The 24,066-nt window shown below is 61.5% G+C and carries 16 protein-coding genes; 13 read left to right on the forward strand and 3 right to left on the reverse strand.

Annotated features, from left to right (window positions below):
- Positions 1-117 precede the first annotated feature (117 nt).
- Complete coding sequence (gene gbdR, locus ACVWVP_RS00710) at positions 118-1,221, reverse strand: choline metabolism transcriptional regulator GbdR (RefSeq protein WP_049711185.1); 1,104 nt, start codon at positions 1,219-1,221, stop codon at positions 118-120.
- A 514-nt stretch (positions 1,222-1,735) separates the two neighbouring features.
- Complete coding sequence (locus ACVWVP_RS00715) at positions 1,736-3,112, reverse strand: L-serine ammonia-lyase (protein ID WP_176996690.1); 1,377 nt, start codon at positions 3,110-3,112, stop codon at positions 1,736-1,738.
- 572 nt (positions 3,113-3,684) lie between these two features.
- Here ACVWVP_RS00715 and ACVWVP_RS00720 point away from each other — a divergent pair.
- From ACVWVP_RS00720 to choV, 3 genes are all read left to right on the forward strand, one after another.
- Entirely contained in the window at positions 3,685-4,632 is a 948-nt protein-coding gene (locus tag ACVWVP_RS00720; RefSeq protein ID WP_176996691.1) for a choline ABC transporter substrate-binding protein, read from the forward strand.
- A 66-nt stretch (positions 4,633-4,698) separates the two neighbouring features.
- Positions 4,699-5,544 (forward strand): choline ABC transporter permease subunit, encoded by an 846-nt coding sequence (gene choW, locus ACVWVP_RS00725; RefSeq protein WP_016972877.1) that lies wholly within the window; start codon positions 4,699-4,701, stop codon positions 5,542-5,544.
- Entirely contained in the window at positions 5,541-6,719 is a 1,179-nt protein-coding gene (gene choV / locus ACVWVP_RS00730; RefSeq protein ID WP_178924142.1) for a choline ABC transporter ATP-binding protein, read from the forward strand. Before choW ends, choV begins: the two co-directional genes overlap by 4 nt.
- Before the next feature lie 156 nt (positions 6,720-6,875).
- On the opposite strand, the gene betT is transcribed toward choV, so the two are convergent.
- Positions 6,876-8,867: a choline BCCT transporter BetT gene (betT, locus tag ACVWVP_RS00735; RefSeq protein WP_178924144.1), complete on the reverse strand. Its 1,992-nt coding sequence runs from the start codon at positions 8,865-8,867 to the stop codon at positions 6,876-6,878.
- A 323-nt stretch (positions 8,868-9,190) separates the two neighbouring features.
- Here betT and betI point away from each other — a divergent pair, with 323 nt between their 5' ends.
- The 10 genes from betI to yccS all read left to right on the forward strand — a co-directional run bounded on the left by betI (position 9,191) and on the right by yccS (position 24,021).
- Positions 9,191-9,784, forward strand: coding sequence for a transcriptional regulator BetI (betI, locus tag ACVWVP_RS00740; RefSeq protein WP_178924146.1), 594 nt, complete (start codon positions 9,191-9,193; stop codon positions 9,782-9,784).
- Positions 9,785-9,894: 110 nt separating this feature from the next.
- Positions 9,895-11,367, forward strand: coding sequence for a betaine-aldehyde dehydrogenase (betB, locus tag ACVWVP_RS00745; RefSeq protein WP_457404185.1), 1,473 nt, complete (start codon positions 9,895-9,897; stop codon positions 11,365-11,367).
- A 137-nt stretch (positions 11,368-11,504) separates the two neighbouring features.
- On the forward strand, positions 11,505-13,199 hold the full coding sequence (betA, locus tag ACVWVP_RS00750; protein WP_176996696.1) for a choline dehydrogenase: 1,695 nt from the start codon (positions 11,505-11,507) through the stop codon (positions 13,197-13,199).
- Between the two features lie 198 nt (positions 13,200-13,397).
- Positions 13,398-14,840 carry a TldD/PmbA family protein gene (locus ACVWVP_RS00755; RefSeq protein ID WP_178919856.1) on the forward strand — a complete coding sequence of 481 codons (1,443 nt, stop codon included), beginning with the start codon at positions 13,398-13,400 and terminating at the stop codon, positions 14,838-14,840.
- Positions 14,840-16,156 (forward strand): TldD/PmbA family protein, encoded by a 1,317-nt coding sequence (locus ACVWVP_RS00760; RefSeq protein ID WP_457404188.1) that lies wholly within the window; start codon positions 14,840-14,842, stop codon positions 16,154-16,156. The genes ACVWVP_RS00755 and ACVWVP_RS00760 overlap by 1 nt, the downstream gene beginning before the upstream one ends.
- A 301-nt stretch (positions 16,157-16,457) precedes the next feature.
- The gene (locus ACVWVP_RS00765) at positions 16,458-17,348 is read left to right on the forward strand and encodes an alpha/beta fold hydrolase (protein ID WP_259172123.1); all 891 of its coding nucleotides are present in this window, start codon (positions 16,458-16,460) and stop codon (positions 17,346-17,348) included.
- 36 nt (positions 17,349-17,384) lie between these two features.
- Complete coding sequence (gene mdtD / locus ACVWVP_RS00770) at positions 17,385-18,812, forward strand: multidrug transporter subunit MdtD (RefSeq protein ID WP_178919853.1); 1,428 nt, start codon at positions 17,385-17,387, stop codon at positions 18,810-18,812.
- A 130-nt stretch (positions 18,813-18,942) separates the two neighbouring features.
- The gene (gene dbpA, locus ACVWVP_RS00775; protein WP_256349848.1) at positions 18,943-20,280 is read left to right on the forward strand and encodes an ATP-dependent RNA helicase DbpA; all 1,338 of its coding nucleotides are present in this window, start codon (positions 18,943-18,945) and stop codon (positions 20,278-20,280) included.
- Between the two features lie 147 nt (positions 20,281-20,427).
- Entirely contained in the window at positions 20,428-21,606 is a 1,179-nt protein-coding gene (locus ACVWVP_RS00780; RefSeq protein ID WP_457404191.1) for an NAD(P)/FAD-dependent oxidoreductase, read from the forward strand.
- A gap of 231 nt (positions 21,607-21,837) precedes the next feature.
- Positions 21,838-24,021 (forward strand): YccS family putative transporter, encoded by a 2,184-nt coding sequence (gene yccS, locus ACVWVP_RS00785; protein ID WP_457404192.1) that lies wholly within the window; start codon positions 21,838-21,840, stop codon positions 24,019-24,021.
- Positions 24,022-24,066: the final 45 nt, after the last annotated feature.

A 24,066-nucleotide genomic window follows, 5' to 3' on the forward strand; every position in this document is an offset into this window, starting at 1 on the left:
ACCGCTATCGCAGCGGTGCGACGACTCGACAAGCCAGCTCCCACATTCGACTGCATTCCAAAATTGGAACTCGGTCAAGTGTGGGAGCTGGCTTGCCTGCGATGAAGGCGACTCGATCTAAAGCCGTACACTCGCAAACGTCGACTCATTGCGCGCCTGGCTCAACGCCGACATCGGCCCCGACAACGGTGACAACACCAGTGCCTGCGGAATCGGCATCATCGCCACTTGCTGCGCGGTGTTGGAGCCTACGCGTTCATCCCGTGGCGGAATGCCGAAGTATTCGCGGTAGCACTTGGAGAAGTGCGGCGTGGAGACAAACCCGCACACCGACGCCACTTCGATGATCGACATCGGCGTTTGCTTGAGCAGCTGCCGTGCACGAATCAGGCGCAGCTTGAGGTAGTAGCGCGACGGCGAGCAGTGCAGGTATTTCTGGAACAGGCGCTCCAGCTGACGACGGGACACGGCGACATACACCGCCAGTTCGTCCAGGTCGATCGGCTCTTCCAGGTTGGCTTCCATCAGCGCGACGATTTCCTGCAGCTTCGGCTGGTTGGTGCCGAGCATGTGCTTGAGCGGCACACGCTGGTGATCCTGTTCGTTGCGGATGCGTTCGTACACGAACATCTCGGAGATGGCGGCCGACAGTTCACGGCCGTGGTCGCGACTGATCAGGTGCAGCATCATGTCCAGCGGCGCGGTGCCGCCCGAACTGGTGAAGCGGTTACGGTCGAGGGTGAACAGGCGTGTGCTCATGGCCACGCGGGGGAAGGCTTCCTGCATCGACGCCAGGCATTCCCAGTGCACGCTGCAATCGAACCCGTCCAGCAAACCGGCACAGGCCAGGGCCCAACTGCCGGTACACACCGCGCCAAGGCGGCGGGACTGACGCGCCTGGCTTTGCAACCACGACACGTGCTCACGGGTCACGGTACGCTGGATACCCACGCCGCCGCACACAATCACGGTGTCCAGGGCTGGGGCTTTGTGCATGGAGGCATCGGGGGTGATCTGCAGACCGTCGCTGGCCCACACCTGGTTTCCGTCAACACTCAAGGTGGTCCAGCGATACAGCTCGCGGCCGGAGAGTTGGTTGGCCATGCGCAGCGGTTCGACTGCGGAAGCCAGGGAAATCAGCGTGAAATTGTCCAGCAGCAAAAAGCCGATGGATTGAGGCGCACGGTTCTGGGGTTGGGCCCCGGAGTTGAACGACGTCATCGCGGTATCTCCTCACACAAAGCGGGTGATGGCCTCAGGCGAGGCTCTTGTTATTGCGCTCGTCTGCGACACAGAACGAGGCTTTGAATTGATAGAGCAAATGCCATGCCTAAAATTGAATGGCCGTCCAATAACTCCTAAAAACGACCTCATGACGCGTCTATATAAGCCCGCGCGGTATGTGCGGGATATGGTCCGAAATGGGCGTAGGAGCAGGCCTACCTGAGGGGTGTGAGCAGATCGGTAGCACTTGTGGGAAGGCGCTTTGCGGGTGTGGGAGAAGTCTGTCACCGCAAGCGCGGAGGACGAGGGGTCAGGCGGGAAATCGTTTGGGAGCTACTTATCTGTTTGCGACGCGCTAAAAGGTGGCGCTTTTGAATCCGGGTGTTCACTTTATGCGCAATGTTGCCCTTGTGGCGAGCGAGCTTGCTCGCGCTGGAGTGCGAAGCGCTCCCAAGATTTTAGGGCCGCTACGCAGCCCAACGGGAGCAAGCTCCCTCGCCACAAAAACATCTCAGCACTCAACCGCACTCACCGCCAACCCACCCCGCGATGTCTCTTTGTACTTGTCATGCATGTCCGCCCCGGTATCACGCATGGTGCGGATCACCCGGTCCAGGGAGATGAAATGCTGGCCATCCCCACGCAAGGCCATCTGCGCCGCGTTGATCGCCTTGACCGCCGCAATCGCATTGCGCTCGATGCACGGCACTTGCACCAGCCCGCCCACTGGGTCGCAGGTAAGGCCGAGGTTATGTTCCAAACCGATTTCAGCGGCGTTACACAATTGTTCCGGCGTGGCACCAAGGATTTCCGCCAAACCGGCCGCCGCCATGGCGCACGCCGAGCCCACTTCGCCCTGGCAGCCCACTTCGGCGCCGGAGATCGAGGCGTTTTTCTTGCACAAGATGCCCACCGCCGCCGCGCCGAGCAGGTAGTCGACCACGTTGGCTTCGGTGACGTCCTCGCTGAACTTCATAAAGTAGTGCAGCACTGCCGGGATGATCCCCGCCGCGCCGTTGGTCGGTGCGGTGACCATGCGCCCACCGGCGGCGTTTTCTTCGTTGACCGCCAGGGCGAACAGGTTCACCCATTCCATGGCACTCAAGGTCGAACCGATCACGTTGGGTTTGTTCAATTCCTGCAGGCTGCGATGCAACTTGGCGGCACGCCGGCGCACGTTCAGGCCACCGGGCAGGATGCCTTCGTGCTTGAGGCCTTGTTCCACGCAATCTTGCATGGCGCGCCAGAGCTTCATCAGGCCGCTGCGGATCTCTTCTTCAGAACGCCACACCTTTTCATTGGCCATCATCAACTCGGCCACGCGCAGGTTGTGGGTCTTGCACAGCTGCAGCAACTCCACCGCGCTGGAAAAATCGTAAGGCAGCTCGGTACGGTCCATGTCGGCCACGCCGCTTTGCGCCTGGGCTTCATCCACCACGAAACCACCGCCGACTGAATAGTAGGTGTCGCGGTGCAGCTCGCCGTCATCGCCGTACACCACCAGGGTCATGGCATTGGGATGGAACGGCAGGTTTTCGTCGAGCAGGCGCATGTCCCGTGCCCACACGAACGGCACCGGCAAACGCCCGTCCAGCAGCAGCGTGTCGGTTTCGCGCAGGGTGTGAATGCGCAGGCCGATCTGCGAGGGGTCGATTGCATCCGGCCATTCACCCATCAAGCCCATGATGGTGGCGGTGTCACTGCCATGGCCGATGCCCGTGGCAGACAGCGAGCCATAAAGCTGAACTTCGACGCGCCGCACTTGTTCCAACCATTCACGTTCACGCAGTGCTTGGACGAACAACGCCGCGGCGCGCATGGGGCCGACGGTGTGAGAACTCGAAGGCCCGATGCCGATCTTGAACAGGTCGAAAACACTGATAGCCATTGCCGTAGAACTCCTCGGGTGAACAGGCCAGGCACCTACGAGCTGCTACGCTCGTAGCTCGCGTGGCCCTTTATTGGGCCCAAGTTCGGATGCCAGGCGTCCATAACCAAGGCGCTGCGACGAGTCATAGTTCCACTATGGCGAGGAGCAGCAACGCAGGGTATGGACACCTGGCGCCGAAATTGGGATCAAGAAAGGGCCACGCGAGCTACACGGCCCAGATGGCGGCATCATCAAGCTTTTGTTCGCCGTCACGGCGTCTCACACCGACGTGACCATGCTCAGTAACGTCGCTCGTGTTCGATCACTTGTTTTGGCCGTTTTTAGCGGTGCAGATCGGTAAAAACCGCAGTTTTGCCGTGGAAAAAATCTGTAAGCGACGTCACCGACACTGGATACGACCATCCCTGTACTGGATACGACGCCCCCTGTAGGCGTCAGATTTTCACTGGTACATGATCAGTCTCGACTCGTTTGCAAGGCACCGTGCCAGAGCTGTTGTCGCACGCACCAACCGCAACACATATAAAGCGCGGCGAACGCCGCCAGAAAAAACACAGGAGTCTAGCCCCATGAAAGGTTCACCCTCGTTGTTGTTGGCCGCCATGTTGAGTCTGCCAGTCCTGGCGCACGCTGCAGAACCGGCACAATGTCAGACCGTCAACTTCTCCGATGTCGGCTGGACCGACATCACCGTCACTACCGCGACCACCAGCGAAGTCCTCAAGGGCCTGGGCTACAAGCCCCGCACCACGATGATTTCGGTGCCAGTGACCTACAAGTCCCTGGCTGACGGCAAGAACATGGATATCTTCCTCGGCAACTGGATGCCGACCATGGAAAACGACATCAAGCAGTACCGTGATGCCGGCACCGTGGAAACCGTCCGCGCCAACCTCGAAAACGCCAAGTACACCCTGGCGGTGCCCGAGGCGCTGTACAACAAAGGCCTTAAAGACTTCGCCGATATCGCCAAATTCAAGGATGAGCTGGGCGGCAAGATCTATGGCATCGAGCCGGGTAACGACGGCAATCGCACCATCCAGACCCTCATCGACAAAGACGCCTTCGGCCTGAAAACCGCTGGCTTCAAAGTGGTCGAGTCCAGCGAAGCCGGGATGCTCTCGCAAGTGGAACGCGCCACCAAGCGCGACCAGGCCATCGTGTTCCTCGGCTGGGAACCGCACCCGATGAACACCCGTTTCAAGATGAAGTACCTGACCGGGGGTGACGATTCGTTCGGCCCCAACTACGGCCAGGCCACCATCTACACCAACACCCGCAAGGGCTACACCCAGGAATGCAGCAACGTGGGCCAGCTGCTGAAAAACCTGGTGTTCACCCTGAACATGGAAAGCACCCTGATGGGTAAAGTCCTGGACGACAAACAGAAACCCGACGTCGCCGCCAAGGCCTGGCTCAAGGCCAACCCGCAAGTGCTCGACACCTGGCTCGCCGGTGTCACCACCGTTGATGGCAAACCAGGTCTGGAGGCCGTTAAAGCTTATCTCGCCAAGTAATCGCTGACCCCGGGGCGGTGCGCTGCCCCGGGATGTTTTCCCTTTCGCATGTGGACATTCACTACCATGCTGACTGAACAGAAAATCCCACTAGGCCAGTACATCGCTGCCTTCGTCGAATGGCTGACCCAACACGGCGCCAACTACTTCGACGCAATCGCATCGACGCTGGAAACGATGATCCACGGCGTGACGTTTGCGCTGACCTGGTTCAATCCGCTGGCATTGATCGGTCTGATTGCGCTGCTGGCTCACTTCATTCAACGCAAATGGGGCCTGACGGTCTTTGTCATCGCCTCCTTCCTGCTGATCCTGAACCTGGGGTACTGGCAGGAAACCATGGAAACCCTCGCCCAGGTGTTGTTCGCCACCCTGGTCTGCGTGGTCATCGGTGTGCCGCTGGGCATTGTTGCCGCGCACAAACCGCTGTTCTACACCATGATGCGGCCGGTGCTCGATCTGATGCAGACCGTACCGACCTTCGTCTACCTCATCCCTACCCTGACCCTCTTCGGGCTGGGTGTGGTGCCCGGCCTGATCTCCACGGTGGTGTTCGCGATTGCCGCGCCTATCCGCCTGACCTACCTGGGTATCCGTGATGTACCGCAAGAGTTGATGGACGCCGGCAAGGCCTTTGGCTGCTCGCGCCGTCAGTTGCTCTCGCGCATTGAACTGCCCCACGCCATGCCGAGCATCGCTGCCGGCATTACCCAATGCATCATGCTGTCGTTGTCGATGGTGGTGATCGCGGCCCTGGTTGGCGCCGACGGCCTCGGCAAGCCGGTGGTCAACGCACTGAACACCGCCGACATCGCCCTGGGCTTTGAAGCCGGCCTGGCAATCGTGCTGCTGGCCATCATGCTCGACCGCATCTGCAAACAACCCGACGCCAAAGTAGGGGGTGATGCATGAGCATTATCCGATTCGACAAGGTCGACGTGATCTTCTCCAAAGACCCACGCGAAGCGCTCAAGCTGCTGGACCAGGGCATGAGCCGTAACGAGATCCTGAAAAAGACCGGGCAGATTGTCGGCGTAGAAAAAGCCAGCCTGGACATCGAGAAAGGCGAAATCTGCGTGCTGATGGGCCTGTCGGGTTCTGGCAAGTCGAGCTTGCTGCGCTGCATCAACGGCCTCAACACCGTAAGCCGTGGCCAGTTGTTCGTGGAGCACGAAGGCCGCCAGATCGACATCGCTTCATGCTCCGACGCCGAGCTGAAAATGATGCGCACCAAACGCATCGCCATGGTGTTCCAGAAGTTCGCCCTGATGCCGTGGCTGACGGTGCGCGAGAACATCAGCTTTGGCCTTGAGATGCAGGGCCGTCCGGAGAAAGACCGGCGCAAGCTGGTGGATGAAAAACTCGAGCTGGTGGGCCTGACTCAGTGGCGCAACAAGAAGCCGGATGAACTCTCCGGCGGCATGCAGCAGCGCGTGGGCCTGGCCCGTGCGTTGGCGATGGACGCCGACATCCTGCTGATGGACGAACCCTTCTCCGCCCTCGACCCGCTGATCCGCCAGGGCCTGCAGGACGAACTGCTGGAACTGCAACGCAAGCTGAGCAAGACCATCGTGTTCGTGAGCCACGACCTCGACGAAGCCCTCAAGCTCGGCAGCCGTATCGCGATCATGAAAGACGGCAAGATCATCCAGTACAGCGTGCCGGAAGAGATCGTGCTGAACCCGGCCGATGACTATGTGCGCACCTTCGTCGCCCATACCAACCCGCTGAACGTACTGTGCGGACGCAGCCTGATGCGCACCCTGGACAACTGCAAGCGCGTCAACGGTTCGGTGTGCCTGGACCCAGGCGGCGACTCGTGGCTGGACCTGGCCGAAGGCAACACCATCAAAGGTGCACGCCAGAATGGCGCGGTGATGAACCTGCAGAACTGGGCGCCGGGGCAAGCGGTGGAAGGTTTGGGCCGGATACCGACGCTGGTGGACTCGAACATCGGCATGCGCGATGCGCTGCAGATTCGGTATCACACGGGGAACAAGCTGGTGTTGCATGACAACAACCAGGTGGTGGGGATTCTGGGGGACAGCGAGCTGTACCACGCCTTGCTGGGCAAGAACCTGGGCTAAATCCAACTAAAGAAATGCGGTCGATGTGGGAGCTGGCTTGCCTGCGATAGCGGTGGTGAATTCACTACAGCTATCGCAGGCAAGCCAGCTCCCACAGTTGACCTCATTCCAATCATGAAACAGCGGCACCAGTGACGGCGCCGCTCAGCTCAATCATCAGCTATAGACACGGCCAAGGAGCTGCCGATGGCTTTCAAACTGATCGAGCACGTCCCGGGTGATCTGTTCCTGGGTAAAGCCCATCAGGTCGTATTCCTGAGGTCCGTTGTGCAGGTAGACCTCGGCCCGGTAGTAACGGGTGCGCTCTTCCTCGGGCAGGTCGGTCGGTGCCGACGAGTAAGCATCCAGGCTCACTTCGTAGACAAACGGGTTGCCCTCTTCCATCTCGATCCGCACACCAATGCAACGCTTGGATTTGCCGAGCAAGGTCTGCACTTCGAGGCCCTGCTCACGCAGCGCGCTCGCCGCTTCTTCCAGTGCAGGCGTAACGTGCTTGTCCATGAAACGCTGCACGGTGCCTTGGCTCGGTTGCAGGTCCAGCGCAGTCAAGCGCTCGCTGAAACCACGACGGCCACGCTCTGCCAGTTGCGCCTGCTCTTGTTCGATGGCCACGTCCTGGCGCATTGCCTTGTGCAAGCCGAACATGAAGAAAATCAGCACCACCGAGAACGGCAGCCCTGCCAGCACCACCATGGTTTGCATGGCTTCAAAGTTGCCGGCGAACAGCAGACCGATGGTCACCAGGGTGATCACCACCGACCAGAAGATCCGCAGCCAGTGCGGCGCATCTTCATCCACGTTGCCGCCTTTGCACGACAGGTTGGCCATCATCACCGCGCCGGAATCCGCCGGGGTCAGGAACAGCACGAAACCTACGAAGATCGACACACCGATGACGACTTTCGACGCTGGGTAATGCTCCAGCAGTTGGTAGATGGCCATGGACGGTTGTTCCAGCGCCGTCTTGCCCAACTCCACTGCACCGTGGTTCAGCACCAGGTCCAGGGCCGAGTTACCGAAGATCGACAGCCACGCCAGGGTGAAGCCCAGCGGAATCAACAGCACGCCCGCCACCAGTTCACGCACCGTGCGACCACGGGAAATACGCGCGATGAACATGCCCACGAATGGGGCCCAGGAAATCCACCACGCCCAGTAGAACAGGGTCCACAGGCCCATCCAGCGCTCGGTCTTGTCGGCGTCGCCTTCATACACATAGAGGTCGAAGGTTTTCAGCACCAGGCCGTTCATGTAGTCGCCGATGTTCTGCACAAAGCCGTTGAGCAAGTGCAGGGTCGGGCCGAACAGCAGCACAAAGATCAGCAAACCGCTGAACAGCACGATGTTGAGGTTGGACAGGCGGCGAATGCCGTTCTCCACACCCGACACGGCGGCGATGGTCGCCACGGTGCTCATCACGATGATCACGATCAGCAGGTTGGTGTTGCTGTGCTGCATGCCGAACAGGTTTTCAAGCCCCGACGACACTTGCATCGAGCCAATGCCCAGGTTGGTCACCAGGCCCAGCAGCGTCACGAACATGCCGAAGCCGTCCACCGCATGGCCGGCTGCACCTTTCACCCAACGCTCGCCCACCAGTGGGTAGAGTGCCGAGCGCAAGGCCAGCGGCTGGTTGTGGCGGTACGCGAAGTACGCCACGGCCAGGCCGACCAGGGCGTAGATCGCCCAGCCGTGCAGGCCCCAGTGCAGGAAGGTCAGTTGCAGCGCCTGGCGCGCGGCGCCATTGCTGGCGGCGGCGCCTTCAGGCGGGTTGAAGTAGTGGTCCAAAGGCTCGGACGCACCGAAGTACAGCAGCGAGATGCCGATACCGGACGAGAACAGCATGCCGGCCCAGGCGCCGTAGCTGAAGTCCGGGGTGTCGTCCTTGCTGCCCAGTTTCAACTTGCCGTAGGACGAAAACGCCAGGCCCACCACGAACACGAGGTAGGCGGCGATGACCACCATGTAGTACCAGCCGAAGCTTTTGGAAAGCCAGGCCTGTGCAACGCCGAGCATGCGCCCGGCCTCCTGCGGGGCGATGATCAGAATGGCGGTCAACAACAGAATCAGCGCGGTGGAGGTGTAGAACACCCAACCGTTGACCCGGACCTTTTCCGGCGGGGTCTTTATAAGAGAGGCAGAACTCATGGCGCAGATGCTCCGGGCAGTGCGAGAGAGAAACACAAGGCAACGGTTATCCCGGGACATCGATTTTTCGGCAGTCGACGGACGGGTGTTATAAAGACACCCCGAAAATCCTTGAGCCCCCACCGAACCGGTAGGCAGGGCGTTCCAAGGGTTTTTGCAGGTGTCATTTGTCGCGGCTCACAGGCAGGAAACATCTGTAGGCAGCGACCATTTGTCGCAGATCTTATTCTTTGTTGATTGAACGTTCAATCAAAACAAAATAGACTGGCCATCAAGCCGACGGACGTTTATCGCCCATCGGCAGGCCTAAGGAGAGGTGCTACATGCCCAAGGTCGGTATGCAACCCATACGCCGCCAGCAATTGATCGAGGCCACGTTGACGGCCATCGATCAGGTCGGGATGGGAGATGCCAGCATTGCGCTGATCGCCCGCTTGGCCGGCGTGTCGAACGGCATCATCAGTCACTACTTTCAGGACAAGAACGGCCTGATCGCAGCGACCATGCGTTACCTGATGAACGCGCTGATCGAGAACGTCCACGAACGCAGGCTAGCGCTGACAGACGACAGCCCCCGTGCCCACCTGCAGGTGATCATCGAGGGCAACTTCGACGCCAGCCAGGTCAACGGACCGGCAATGAAAACCTGGCTGGCCTTCTGGGCCACCAGCATGCACCACCCGTCTTTGCACAGGTTGCAGCGGATCAACGATCAACGTCTGTATTCCAACCTGTGCTGCCAGTTCCGCCGAGTGCTGCCGCTGCCGCACGCACGTAAAGCAGCCCGAGGCCTGGCGGCCCTGATCGACGGTTTGTGGTTGCGCGGCGCCCTGTCGGGAGACGCTTTCGACACGGCGCAGGCGCAACGGATCGCTTACGAATACATGGATTTCCAATTGGCCAAGCAGGTGAGTTAGAGCACACATAACCGCTCAACCCCTGAACTGCTGTCGCTCAGTGTTGCCACACCCTTATGGCCCATTGATCGGCGGTTAACGCCAACCACTTATGCACTTGCGAGGACTTTATGGCCCGTTTCGAACTGCAAAAACTCTACATTGACGGCGGCTACAGCGACGCTGGCAGCGATGCCACCTTCGACGCCATCAACCCGGCTAACGGTGAAGTTCTCGCCCAAGTGCAACGCGCGACGAAAGAAGACGTTGAACGTGCCGTGGTCAGCGCCGAAAAGGGCCAGAAAATCTGGGCCGCCATGACCGCCATGGAGCGCTCCCGCATCCTGCGCCGTGCCGTCGACATCCTGCGCGAGCGCAACGATGAACTGGCCGCCCTGGAAACCCTGGACACCGGCAAAGCCTTTTCCGAAACCAAGTACGTAGACATCGTCACCGGCGCTGACGTGCTGGAGTACTACGCAGGCCTGGTACCCGCCATCGAAGGCGAGCAGATCCCGCTGCGTGACACCGCCTTCGTCTACACCCGCCGCGAGCCGCTGGGCGTGGTCGCCGGTATCGGCGCGTGGAACTACCCGATCCAGATCGCCCTGTGGAAATCCGCACCGGCCCTGGCCGCCGGCAACGCGATGATCTTCAAGCCAAGCGAAGTCACCTCGCTGACCACCCTGAAACTGGCCGAGATCTACACCGAAGCCGGCGTTCCGGCAGGCGTGTTCAACGTACTGACCGGCAGCGGCCGTGAAGTCGGCACCTGGCTGACCGAACACCCGCGTATCGAGAAAGTCTCCTTCACCGGCGGCACCGACACCGGCAAGAAAGTCATGGCCAGCGCGTCGAGCTCCTCGCTCAAAGACGTGACCATGGAACTGGGCGGCAAGTCCCCGCTGATCATCTTCGACGACGCCGACCTCGACCGCGCCGCCGACACCGCGATGATGGCCAACTTCTACAGCTCCGGCCAGGTCTGCACCAACGGCACCCGCGTGTTCGTGCCCAAGCACCTGCAAGCGGCGTTCGAAGCCAAGATCGCTGAACGTGTTGCGCGCATCCGCATCGGTAACCCGGAAGACGAAAACACCAACTTCGGTCCGCTGGTCAGCTTCCAGCACATGGAAAGCGTGCTGGGCTACATCGCCAAGGGCAAAGAGCAAGGCGCACGCCTGCTGTGCGGCGGCGATCGCCTGACCGACGGCGATTTCGCCAAAGGCGCCTTCGTGGCCCCGACCGTATTCACCGACTGCACCGACGACATGACCATCGTCCGTGAAGAAATCTTCGGCCCAGTGATGGCGATCCTGACCTACGAGACCGAAGAAGAAGTGATCCGTCGCGCCAACGACACCGACTTCGGCCTGGCCGCTGGCCTGGTAACCAGGGACCTGAACCGCGCCCACCGCGTGATTCATCAGCTGGAAGCGGGTATCTGCTGGATCAACGCCTGGGGCGAGTCCGACGCGAAGATGCCGGTCGGTGGCTACAAGCAATCCGGTGTGGGCCGTGAGAACGGCATCAGCTCGCTGAACAACTTCACCCGCATCAAATCGGTACAGGTTGAGCTGGGCGATTACGCCTCGGTGTTCTGACACCCCGAGTTTTGTATTGCCTGTGAGGCCCCTATCGCAGGCAAGCCAGCTCCCACATTGGGAACGCATTCCCCTGTGGGAGCCGGGCTTGCCCGCGATGAGGCCCGACCTGACTATCTCAAAAGAGGGTGCATCCAATGTCCCAAGAATACGATTACATCATTGTGGGTGCCGGCTCCGCCGGTAATACCCTGGCGACCCGTCTGACCGAAGACGAAGGCGTCACTGTTCTGCTGCTGGAAGCCGGTGGCCCCGACTACCGTTTCGACTTCCGCACGCAAATGCCCGCCGCCCTGGCGTTCCCGCTGCAAGGCCGCCGCTACAACTGGGCCTACGAGACCGATCCAGAGCCACATATGGACGGCCGCCGTATGGAGTGCGGTCGCGGCAAGGGCCTGGGCGGCTCGTCGCTGATCAACGGCATGTGCTACATCCGTGGCAACGCGATGGACTACGACGGCTGGGCAAAACTGCCAGGCCTGGAAAACTGGACCTACCTGGACTGCCTGCCGTACTTCCGTAAAGCCGAAACCCGCGACATCGGCCCGAACGATTGGCACGGCGGCGATGGCCCGGTCAGCGTGACCACGCCAAAAGCCGGCAACAACCCCCTGTTCCACGCCATGGTTGAAGCCGGCGTGCAGGCGGGCTACCCGCGTACCGAAGACTTGAACGGCTACCAGCAAGAAGGCTTCGGCCCGATGGACCGTACCGTCACGCCGAAGGGCCGTCGCGCCAGCACCGCGCGCGGTTACCTGGACACCGCCAAGAAGCGCTCCACGCTGACCATCGTCACCCACGCCCTCAGCGACAAAGTGCTGTTCGAAGGCAAGCGTGCCGTTGGCGTGCGTTACCTGATCGGCGCTGCCGAAGAGCGCGTTGAAGCCCGTGCACGCAAAGAAGTCATCGTGTGCAGCGGCGCAATCGGTTCGCCGCAACTGCTGCAACGCTCCGGTGTTGGCCCGTCCAAGTTGCTGGAAAGCCTCGACATCCCGGTGGTCCACGACCTGCCAGGCGTCGGCGAAAACCTGCAGGACCACCTTGAGCTGTACCTGCAATACGCCTGCACCCAACCGGTGTCGCTGTACCCGTCGCTGCTCTGGTACAACCAACCGGCGATTGGTGCCGAGTGGCTGTTCAACGGCACCGGCATCGGCGCCAGCAACCAGTTCGAAGCGGGCGGCTTCATCCGTACCCGTGAAGAATTCGAATGGCCGAACATCCAGTACCACTTCCTGCCGGTGGCGATTAACTACAACGGCAGCAACGGCGTGCAAGAGCACGGCTTCCAGGCGCACATGGGTTCCATGCGTTCGCCGAGCCGTGGCCGCATCCAGCTGAAGTCGAAGAACCCACGGGACTACCCGAGCATCCTCTTCAACTACATGGCCACCGAGCAGGATTGGCAGGAATTCCGCGACGGCATCCGCCTGACCCGTGAAATCATGCAACAGCCGGCGCTGGACCAATACCGTGGCCGTGAAATCAGCCCGGGCATTGACGTGCAAACCGATGAGCAACTGGACAAGTTCATCCGCGAGCACGCCGAAACCGCGTTCCACCCGTCCTGCTCGTGCAAGATGGGCACCGACGACATGGCGGTGGTGGATGGCGAAGGCCGCGTGCATGGCATGCAGGGCCTGCGTGTGGTGGATGCGTCGATCATGCCGATCATCACCACCGGCAACCTGAACGCGCCGACGATCATGATCGCCGAGAAAATCGCCGACAAGATCCGTGGCCGCCAGCCGCTGCCGCGCAGCACCGCTGACTACTACGTGGCCGGCGATGCGCCGGTGCGTGGCAAGCCGCTGCGTGAAATCGCACAGTAACTGATACACCGCAATCTCTTGTAGTGAGCGGGCTTGCCCCGCGCTGGGCTGCGCAGCGGCCCCAAAATCTTGGGAGCGCTACGCACTCCAGCGCGGGGTAAGCCCGCTCACTACAATGATCGCCTTTCCTTGATCAGCTCCCAGCCCAGGCCTACTCTGTTTGCCTGCCCGCGCCGAGCCGCCCACAAGGAAGGCCCCATGTTCGACTACCACGCCACACTCAAGCAGCACTTCAGTGCCCTGCGCACCCGCGCCGAATTCTTCTCGCTGCGTTACGTCCGCGAATCCGGCCAATACCTGTCGGTCCGCAAGAACGTCGCCGAGCCGCCCCACCTGAGCCACGACGAAGGCGCGATGCTCACCGTGCGCCTCAACGGCGTCGAAGCCTACGCCGCCACTAACGATATTTCCCTCGCGGGCCTGCAAGCCGCCCTCGAACGCGCCGAACAGCAAGCGCGGCAGATCAAGCCCCACGCCCTGCTCGACCTGCGCGATCAACACGTCTCCAGCGACGTCGCCGACTACCTGTCGCCCGAGCTTCAACAGCCCTTCCCTTCCTTGAGCGACTGCTACGCATTGCTCGGCAGCGAGTCGGCCGCCGTGCCGAAGGATGAGCGCCTGGTGAACTGGGAAGTCAGCCTCGGCCTGACCCACGTCGAACAGATCTACCTCAACAACGCCGGCGCCGAACTGCGCCAGGCCCAGCGTTTTGTGTTCCCTGGCGTCAACGTCACCGCCTACGACGGCAACGACAGCCAGACCCGCACCCTGGGCGGCAGCAACTTCGGTCAGCAAGGCGGCTTTGATGTGATCAGCCGTTTCGGCCTGGTGGGCGCCGCGCCGCGCATCGCCGACGAAGCGCTGCAACTGCTGCTCGCGCCCAACACGCCCAACGGCCCGCGCGACCTGTTGCTGATGCCCGACCAGATGATCCTGCAGATCCACGAGTCCATCGGCCATCCGCTGGAACTGGACCGCATTCTCGGTGATGAACGCAACTACGCCGGCACCAGCTTTGTGAAGGCCAGCGATTTCGGCCACCTGCAATACGGCTCCAAACTACTCAACGTGACCTTCGACCCGGACATCCCGGAGCAACTCGCCAGCTACGGCCATGACGACGACGGCACCGCCGCCAGCAAGCAGTTCCTGATCCGCGAAGGGCTGCTGCTCAAGCCGCTGGGCGGCGCATTGTCGCAATTTCGTTCGGGCATGAGCGGCGTGGCCAACAGCCGTGCCAGCAGTTGGAACCGCGCGCCCATCGACCGCATGGCCAACCTGAATATCGAAGCCGGCGATCAGAGCCTTGCGCAACTGATTGGCGGTGTGGAAAACGGCATCCTGATGTCGACCAACCGTTCGTGGTCCATCGACGATGCGCGCAACAAGTTCCAGTTCGGCTGCGAGTGGGGCCAGTTGATCGAGAACGGCGAGCTCAAAGGCGTGGTGAAGAACCCCAACTACCGCGCCATTTCCGCGCACTTCTGGCGCAACCTCAGCGCGGTCGGCGACGCCACCACCTTCAAGGTACTGGGCACGCCCAACTGCGGCAAAGGCGAACCCAACCAGGTGATCCGCGTCGGCCATGCCTCGCCCGCCTGCGTATTCAGTGATGTCGATGTATTTGGGGGAGACGCCTGATGAACAACTTCAAGGCATTGGTGGAATGGCTCAAGCACGCCATCACCGACAACGAGCAATTCCACCTGGGTTATGCCGATGAAGCGTCCGAGTTCGTGCGCTTCAACCACGCCAAGGTGCGCCAGGCGGGCCAGGTGCAACAGGCCAGCCTCAACCTGAAACTGATCAATGACGGCCGCCACGCCGACCTGGGCATTACCCTGTCCGGCGAGCCGGAGCTGGACCGTCAGCGCCTCGCCGATGGCCTGCAACAGCTGCGCGAAACGCTGCCGCTGCTGCCAGAGGACCCGTACCTGCTGCTCAATCACAACGCCTGGCAAAGTAACAACGAACAAACGCGACCGCTGCCTGACCTGGCCCGGGTGTTGGAGGAAATCAGCCAGGCTGCTGAAGGTGTTGACCTGGTCGGGTTCTACGCCGCTGGCCCCATCAGCCGTGGCTTCGCCAGCTCCGACGGTGCGTTCGGCTGGCATCGCGCCAATAGCTTCAACTTTGATTTCAGCCTGTTCCACGCCAATGGCGAAGCGGTAAAAGCCAGCTACGCCGGGCACACCTGGGACAGCGCCGAGTTCGCCGAACGCTTCCAGCAGGCCCGCGAGAGACTTGAGTTCCTTGGCCGACCGCTGCACACCCTCGCACCCGGGCAATACCGCGCCTACCTGGCCCCGGCGGCGATTGAAGAAATCATCAGCATCATCACCTGGGGTGGTTTTTCTGCCCAGGCCATCGCCAGCAAAGGCAGTTCGTTGCAGAAGCTGTACGCCGGCGAGCAATCCCTGAGCCCGCTGGTGACGGTGGATGAACAGATCAGTGGTTCCCTGAGCCAGGCGTTTTCCACCGAAGGCTACCCGCGTGGCGATGTCACGCTGATCAATGCAGGCAAGGCGCGAGGTCAGTTGATCAACTCGCGCAGTGCTGCCGAATATGGCTTGAGCACTAACGGCGCCAGCAGCGATGAATCCCCCAGCGCCTTGCAGATGGCGGCAGGCGACTTGGCCCAGGCCGATATCCTCAAGCAGTTGGGCACCGGGTTGTACATCAGCAACCTGTGGTACCTGAACTACTCCGACCTGCCCGCCGCCCGCCTGACCGGCATGACGCGTTTCGCCACGTTCTGGGTGGAAGACGGCGAGATAAAGGCGCCGGTCAGCACCATGCGTTTTGATGACAGCGTGTACAGCCTGCTCGGCTCGCAACTCGAAGCCCTGACCGCTGATCGGGAACTGCTGTTGTCGGCCAGCACCTACGGCCAGCGCAACACCGCGTCCAATCTCCTACCGGGCGCCCTGGTCAAACGCCTGACCCTAACCCTGTAACCCACCCCTTGTAGGAGCCGGCTTGCCAGCGATAGGGCCCGTAAGCCAAGCACCACGCTTAAGGACGCCATCGCCGGCAAGCCGGCTCCTACAGGGGAATTACCGTCACGGCGACGACGCTTCCCTTCTCCATACTTTGGCCATTCGGCCTGTTGTTCCCCTCCAGATTCCCCGTTATAACGGTTAGTGGCACCTAGCCACGTCCGTGCGGTAACAATAATTCCAACCCCGCCGCCCTTAAACCACTTGAGACCAAGTGATGCACGACCTTGCCCGGGAAAGGGCAAGCTGGAGCGTTGACATGAACCATGGAAGTTTTGTCATTGAAAGGCTGTTCAAGCACTACAACGTTCACATAGAGCAACTGGGTAACGACCCGCAAAAGAAAACCGTGCTGATGGTCAACGGCGCGCTGTCCACCACCCGCTCGTTTGCGCGCACCAGCAAATGCCTGGCGGAACACTTCAACGTGTTGCTGTTCGACCTGCCCTTTTCGGGCTACTCGCGCGAATACAACACCGACCTCGACCTGGTGACCAAGGACGACGAGGTGCAAATGCTCCGCGCCCTGGTGGAGCGCTTTGAGGTCAACCACCTGGTGTCGGCCTCCTGGGGCGGCATCTCCACGCTGCTGACCCTGGCCCACAACCCGCCCTCCATCGAAAGCTCGGTGGTGATGGCCCTGGCGCCCAACCTCAATAAGGCCATGCTCGACTACGTGGAGCGTGTGCGCGTGCTGATCGAGGCCGATGACAAGTCGGCCGTGGGTCATTTGCTCAACGAGACCGTCGGCAAATACCTGTCACCCCGGCTCAAGCGCAACAACCATCGCCACCTGTCGAGCATGGCCACCACGGAGTACCGTCAGGCGCGCTTTCATATCCACCAGGTGCTGGCCTTGGGTGATGGCAACTACCTGCCGGCCCTCAAGCAGATTGAAACGCCGGTGCATTTCCTCAACGGCACGCTGGACGAATACACCCCGGCCGCCGAGGCGCAGTTGTTCAAGCAATACGTAGGGCGCAGCAGTTTTGCCGTGGCCGAGCACACCGGCCATTTGCTCGACCTGGAGTCCCGCGAGTCCGCCTTGGCGGTGCACCGTGCGCTGTTGGACTTCTTGGTAGGCAAGGACGCCGCGTTGTCAGATATAGACGAACCGCCAGTGGGAAAAGGAGCGACGGATGGCGCATAATCGCCGACACATAGCCTGCTAACAAAAGGGTTTTCCATGCCGAATCGCGTCCCGCTCGATGCCAAGACCGCCCGCTGGCTACCCTGGGTGGTCGCGATTGCCTTCTTCATGCAGTCGCTGGACGGGACGATCCTCAACACGGCACTGCCGGCCATGGCCCGGGACCTCGCGGAAAACCCGCTGCGCATGCAAGGCGTGGTGATCGCCTACATGCTCACCGTCGCCTTGCTGATCCCGGCCTCAGGCTGGGTCGCCGACCGTTTCGGCACCAAGAAGATCTTCTTTGGCGCCATCATGCTGTTCACCCTTGGCTCGCTGCTGTGCGCACTGTCCAGCAGCCTGACCATGCTGGTGGGTGCGCGGGTCATCCAGGGCTTGGGCGGTGCCTTGATGCTGCCGGTCGGCAGGCTCGTGGTGCTGCGTGCCTACCCCCGTTCCGAGCTCGTGCGGATCATGGGTTTCATTACCATCCCCGGCCTGCTCGGCCCATTGCTCGGCCCGACCATGGGCGGCTGGATGGTGCAATACCTGACCTGGCACTGGATCTTCCTGATCAACCTGCCGGTGGGCATGGTCGGTTGCTACGCCGTGTGGAAACTGATCCCCGACCTGCGCGGCAGCGAACGCACGCGTTTTGATAGCGTGGGTTTCCTGCTGTTCGGCGCGGCGATGGTGCTGATCACCATCGCCATGGAAGGCCTGGGCGAACTGCACCTGCCGCACCTGCGGGTGATGTTGCTGCTGTTCGGCGGGCTGGCGTGCCTGGCGGCCTATTGGTTGCGAGCCGGGCATATCGATAACCCGTTGTTCTCGCCGGTGCTGTTCAAGACCCGCACCTTTGCCGTGGGCATCCTCGGCAACCTGTTCGCGCGGCTGGGCAGCGGCGCCCTGCCGTTCCTGGTGCCGTTGCTGCTGCAAGTGGCGCTGGGCTACTCGCCGTCGGAAGCGGGCATGAGCATGTTGCCCCTGGCGGCAGCGGCCATGTTCGCCAAGTCCATCGCCCGCACCCTGATCGAGCGGCTCGGCTACCGCATCGTGCTGACCGGCAACACCTTGTTCCTCGGCATCATGCTGGCCAGCATGGGCCTGGTCAGCGAACACACGCCTTACCCGCTGCTGCTGTGCATGCTGGCGATCCTGGGGGCGATCAACTCCCTGCAATTCACGGCGATGAACACCGTCACCCTGATCGACCTGGACGATGCCCAGGCCAGCAGCGGCAACAGCTTGCTGTCGGTGGTGGCGCAATTGTCCCTGAGCCTCGGCGTGGCCTGCGCCGGTGCGCTGCTCGGCGGTTTTACTGCCGAGGCTGGCAACGATGGCGTGGAAAGCGTGCTCGGCGCGTTCCAATTGACCTTCCTCACCGTGGGCATCATGGCAATGCTGGCGGCGGCGATCTTCCTGCAACTGTCGCCCACCGATGGCAAACGCGTGGTCAGCCGCGAGCACGACATCGAGCATTAACAGGCTTCTCGTCTAGAACTTGCAGGGAAATTCCGTTGAGACTGGTACACTGCGCGACATTTTGTTTTGCAGAGCCAGTCCCGTGACTACCATCGCCACCGCTTTTAATACTTTGCCCCTGTCCGCCGCCATGCTGGCTAACCTCGACTCGCTGGGTTATGTCGAGATGACGCAGATCCAGGCGCAAAGCTTGCCGGTGATCCTCAAGGGGCTGGACCTGATCGCCCAGGCCAAGACCGGCAGCGGCAAGACCGCCGCCTTCGGCATCGGCCTGTTGAACCCGATCAACCCGCGCTACTTCGGCTGCCAGGCCCTGGTGATGTGCCCGACCCGTGAGCTGGCCGACCAGGTTGCCAAGGAAATCCGTCGCCTGGCCCGTGCCGAAGACAACATCAAGGTACTGACCTTGTGCGGCGGCGTGTCCCTGGGCCCACAGATCGCCTCCCTGGAACACGGCGCCCACGTCATCGTCGGCACCCCGGGCCGCATCCAGCAGCACCTGCGCAAGGGCTCGCTGGTACTGGACGGCTTGAACACGCTGATCCTCGACGAAGCCGACCGCATGCTCGACATGGGTTTCTACGACGCCATCGAAGACATCATCAGCAAGACCCCGCCACGCCGCCAGACCCTGCTGTTCTCGGCCACCTACCCGGTGAGCATCAAGCAGTTGGCCTCCAAGTTCATGCGCGCGCCGCAACAGGTGAAGGCCGAAGCGTTCCACTCCGATGACCAGATCGAGCAGCGTTTCTACGAGATCTCGCCGGAAGAGCGCATGGACGCCGTGACCAAGGTACTGGCGCACTTCCGTCCGGCCTCCTGCGTGGCGTTCTGCTTTACCAAGCAGCAAGTGCAGGAAACCGTGGATCACCTGACGGCCAAGGGTATTTCCGCCGTTGGCCTGCACGGCGACCTGGAACAGCGCGACCGCGACCAGGTGCTGGCGATGTTCGCCAACCGCAGCACCTCGGTATTGGTTGCTACCGACGTCGCCGCACGCGGCTTGGACATCGACTCGCTGGACATGGTGATCAACGTCGAACTGGCCCGCGACTCGGAAATCCACATCCACCGCGTGGGCCGTACGGGCCGCGCCGGTGAGACCGGCATCGCTATCAGCCTGGTGGCGCCGTCCGAAGCGCATCGCGCCCAGGCCATCGAGCAGTTGCAGAAAACCCCGCTGAACTGGGACCAACTGGACAACCTCAAACCGCAAAGCGGTGGTCCGTTGCTGCCACAGATGAGCACCCTGTGCATCGCGGCTGGCCGTAAAGACAAGGTTCGCCCGGGTGACATCCTGGGTGCACTGACCGGTGAAGCCGGGATTCCGGGTGCCCAGGTGGGCAAGATCGCGATCTTTGATTTCCAGGCGTTCGTGGCCGTGGAACGCGGGATCGCCAAGCAGGCGTTGCAGCGCTTGAACGACGGCAAGATCAAGGGCCGTTCGTTGCGCGTGCGGATCTTGTAAGAATCCCACCTATTTACTGTGGGAACCGAATCAATGTGGGAGCTGGCTTGCCTGCGATAGCGATGGTGAATTCACCGGCGCTATCGCAGGCAAGCCAGCTCCCACATTTGATTACATTTCATATTAAGTTTTTGTGAGGACATTGCTGTGCGCTCGACCGAAGTTGTGATCATTGGCGCCGGCGCCGCAGGCTTGATGTGCGCGCTGACCGCTGCCGGGCGTGGGCGCAAGGTGATGCTGATCGACCATGCGAACAAGGCCGGCAAGAAGATCCTGATGTCCGGCGGTGGCCGCTGCAACTTCACCAATATGTACACCGAGCCGGCCAACTTCCTGTCGCAGAACGCGCACTTCTGCAAATCCGCCCTGGCCCGCTATACCCAGTGGGACTTCATCGGGCTGGTGGCCAAGCACGGCGTGCCGTACCACGAGAAGAAGCTCGGCCAGCTGTTCTGTGACAACAAGTCCAGTGACATCCTCGGCATGCTGCTCGACGAGTGCATCCAGGTCGGCGTGGACCTGCACCTGGACACCTCGATCCAGGAAATTGCCAAGGTCGACGGCGGCTATCAGTTGCAGACCACCTTGGGCGAGTTGCGCTGCGAATCCCTGGTGATCGCCACCGGCGGCCTGTCGATTCCCACCCTGGGCGCCACCGGATTTGGTTATCAGGTGGCCAAACAGTTTGGCCATGAGCTGCTGCCGACCCGCGCCGGGTTGGTACCGTTCACCATCACCGACCAACTCAAGGAATTGTGCGGCGAGCTGTCTGGCACTTCGGTGGATTGCCTGGTGAGCTGCAACGGCCAGAGCTTTCGCGAGAACCTCCTGTTTACCCACCGCGGCCTGAGCGGGCCGGCAATTTTGCAGATTTCCTCGTATTGGGAAAGCGGCGATACGGTCGAGATCAACCTGCTGCCCGACCACGACGCCCACACCTGGCTGCAACAGCAACAGGCCGAGCGCCCAAACAGTGAGCTGAAAACCCTGCTGGGCGAGATCTTCACCAAGAAGATGGCCAACCTGCTGGCCGAAACCTGGTTTGCGTCCAAGCCGATGAAGCAATACACCCACGCCGAAATCGCGGACATCGCGCAAAAGCTCGGCAGCTGGCAGTTAGTGCCTGCGGGCACCGAGGGTTATCGCACGGCGGAAGTCACGCTAGGCGGCGTGGACACGCGGGAAGTGTCGTCCAAGACCATGGAATCGCTGAAAAGCCCGGGCCTGTATTTTATCGGCGAAGTGCTGGATGTGACCGGTCACCTGGGCGGGTTCAACTTCCAGTGGGCGTGGGCTTCGGGCTATGCAGCGGCGCAATTTGTCTGAATCAACACAGTAAAAATGTGGGAGCGGGCTTGCTCGCGAAGGCGGTGGATCAGTCATACATGTGCCGACTGACACGCCGCCTTCGCGAGCAAGCCCGCTCCCACATTGGCTGCATTCCACATTCAGGTGCAGGGGTGCAATAAATTTTGCTGTTAGATGTGATCGCCGCGCTTGCCGTGGCGTCATTACTGGCTCAATTTAGCGGCATCGTCCCGGAAGACTCCAGACTTCATGTCATCGACCTCGTTCAAGCAGTCCATGCGGCGCCTGTGGGCGCTGGATAAATTCAGTTACAGCGTTCGGGTATTCATCGCCCTCACCGGCAGCATGGCGCTGTGCTGGTATCAGGATGAAATGACACTGCTGATCCCGCTGTTCCTGGGGATTATCGCCAGCGCCCTGGCCGAGACCGACGACAGCTGGCAAGGCCGCCTCAACGCCCTGGCGGTGACGCTGGTGTGTTTCAGCATCGCCGCGCTGTCGGTGGAGCTGCTGTTTCCCTACCCCTGGATCTTCGCGATCGCCCTGGCCCTGGCCAGCTTCTGCCTGACCATGCTTGGCGCCTTGGGCGAACGCTACGGCGCGATTGCCTCGGCGACGCTGATCCTGTCGGTGTACACCATGATCGGTGTGGACCAGCGTGGCGGCGCGGTGACCGACTTCTGGCACGAGCCCTTGCTGCTGGTGGCCGGCGCCGCCTGGTACGGCGTGCTGTCGGTGTTGTGGCAGGCGCTGTTTTCCAACCAGCCGGTGCAACAGAGCCTGGCGCGGTTGTTCCGCGAGCTGGGGCGCTACCTCAAGCTCAAGTCGTCGTTGTTCGAGCCGATCCGCCAGTTGGACGTGGAAGCACGCCGCCTGGATCTGGCCCAGCAAAACGGCCGTGTGGTCGCAGCATTGAATGCGGCGAAGGAAATCATCCTGCACCGCGTGGGCAATGGTCGCCCAGGCTCGAAGGTCAGCCGCTACCTGAAGCTGTACTTCCTGGCCCAGGACATCCACGAGCGCGCCAGTTCCTCGCACTACCCCTACAACGCCCTGGCCGAAGCCTTCTTCCACAGCGATGTGCTGTTCCGCTGCCAGCGCCTGCTGCGCCAGCAAGGCAAGGCCTGCCAGACCCTGGCCGAGTCGATCCAGCTGCGCCAGCCGTTCATCTATGACGACAGTTTTGCCGAGGCCCTGGGCGACCTGAACGCCTCCCTGGAACACCTGCGCATCCAGAGCAACCCGGCCTGGCGCGGGCTGCTGCGTTCCTTGCGTGCCCTGGCCGCCAACCTGTCCACCCTCGACCGCCTGCTGGGCGACGCGAGCAACCCCGATTCCCTGGCCGACGCCACCGACAGCAGCCTGCTCGACCGTGCGCCGCGCAACCTCAAGGAAATGTGGACGCGCCTGCGCACCCAGCTCACGCCAACTTCGCTCCTGTTCCGCCATGCGCTGCGCCTGCCGCTGGCACTAAGTGTCGGCTACGGCATGGTGCATTTGATCCACCCGTCCCAAGGCTACTGGATCATCCTCACCACCCTGTTCGTGTGCCAGCCCAACTACGGCGCCACCCGGCGCAAGCTTGGCCAGCGGATCGTCGGCACCGCCATCGGCCTGACCGTGGCCTGGGCGCTGTTCGACCTGTTCCCAAGCCCGCTGGTGCAATCGCTGTTCGCCATCGCCGCAGGCCTGGTGTTCTTTATCAACCGTACCACCCGCTACACCCTGGCCACGGCGGCGATCACCTTGATGGTGCTGTTCTGCTTCAACCAGGTGGGTGATGGCTACGGGCTGTTCCTGCCACGGCTGTTCGATACCTTGCTGGGCAGCCTGATTGCCGGCCTGGCGGTGTTCCTGTTCCTGCCGGACTGGCAAGGCCGCCGCCTGAACAAGGTGCTGGCCAATACCCTGACGTGCAACAGCATCTACCTGCGGCAAATCATGCAGCAATATGCGGCCGGCAAGAGCGACGACCTGGCCTATCGCCTGGCCCGCCGTAACGCACACAACGCCGATGCCGCGCTGTCGACCACCCTGGCCAACATGCTGATGGAGCCGGGGCATTTCCGGAAGGAGGCCGACGTGGGCTTCCGCTTCCTGGTGTTGTCCCACACCTTGCTGAGCTATTTGTCTGGCCTGGGCGCACACCGGGAAACCCAATTGCCGGCCGAAGTGCGCGAGCATTTGATCGACGGCGCGGGCAACTCATTGGCGGCGAGTATTGATGAGATCGCCACGGGGCTGGCGAACAAACAGCCGATTGCGATTCAGAGTGATGCGGAGGAAGCCTTGGCGGCGGACCTTGAGCAGATGCCCGATGAGATCGATGAAGGGCAGCGGTTGGTGCAGACGCAGTTGGCGTTGATCTGTCGGCAGTTGGGGCCGTTGCGCACGTTGGCGGCGCATTTGATCAAGGATACCAGCGAGGCTTAGATCGCTTTCGCGAGCAAGCCCGCTCCCACATTCGACCGCATTCCA

This window comes from Pseudomonas sp. TE24901 (assembly GCF_054058375.1).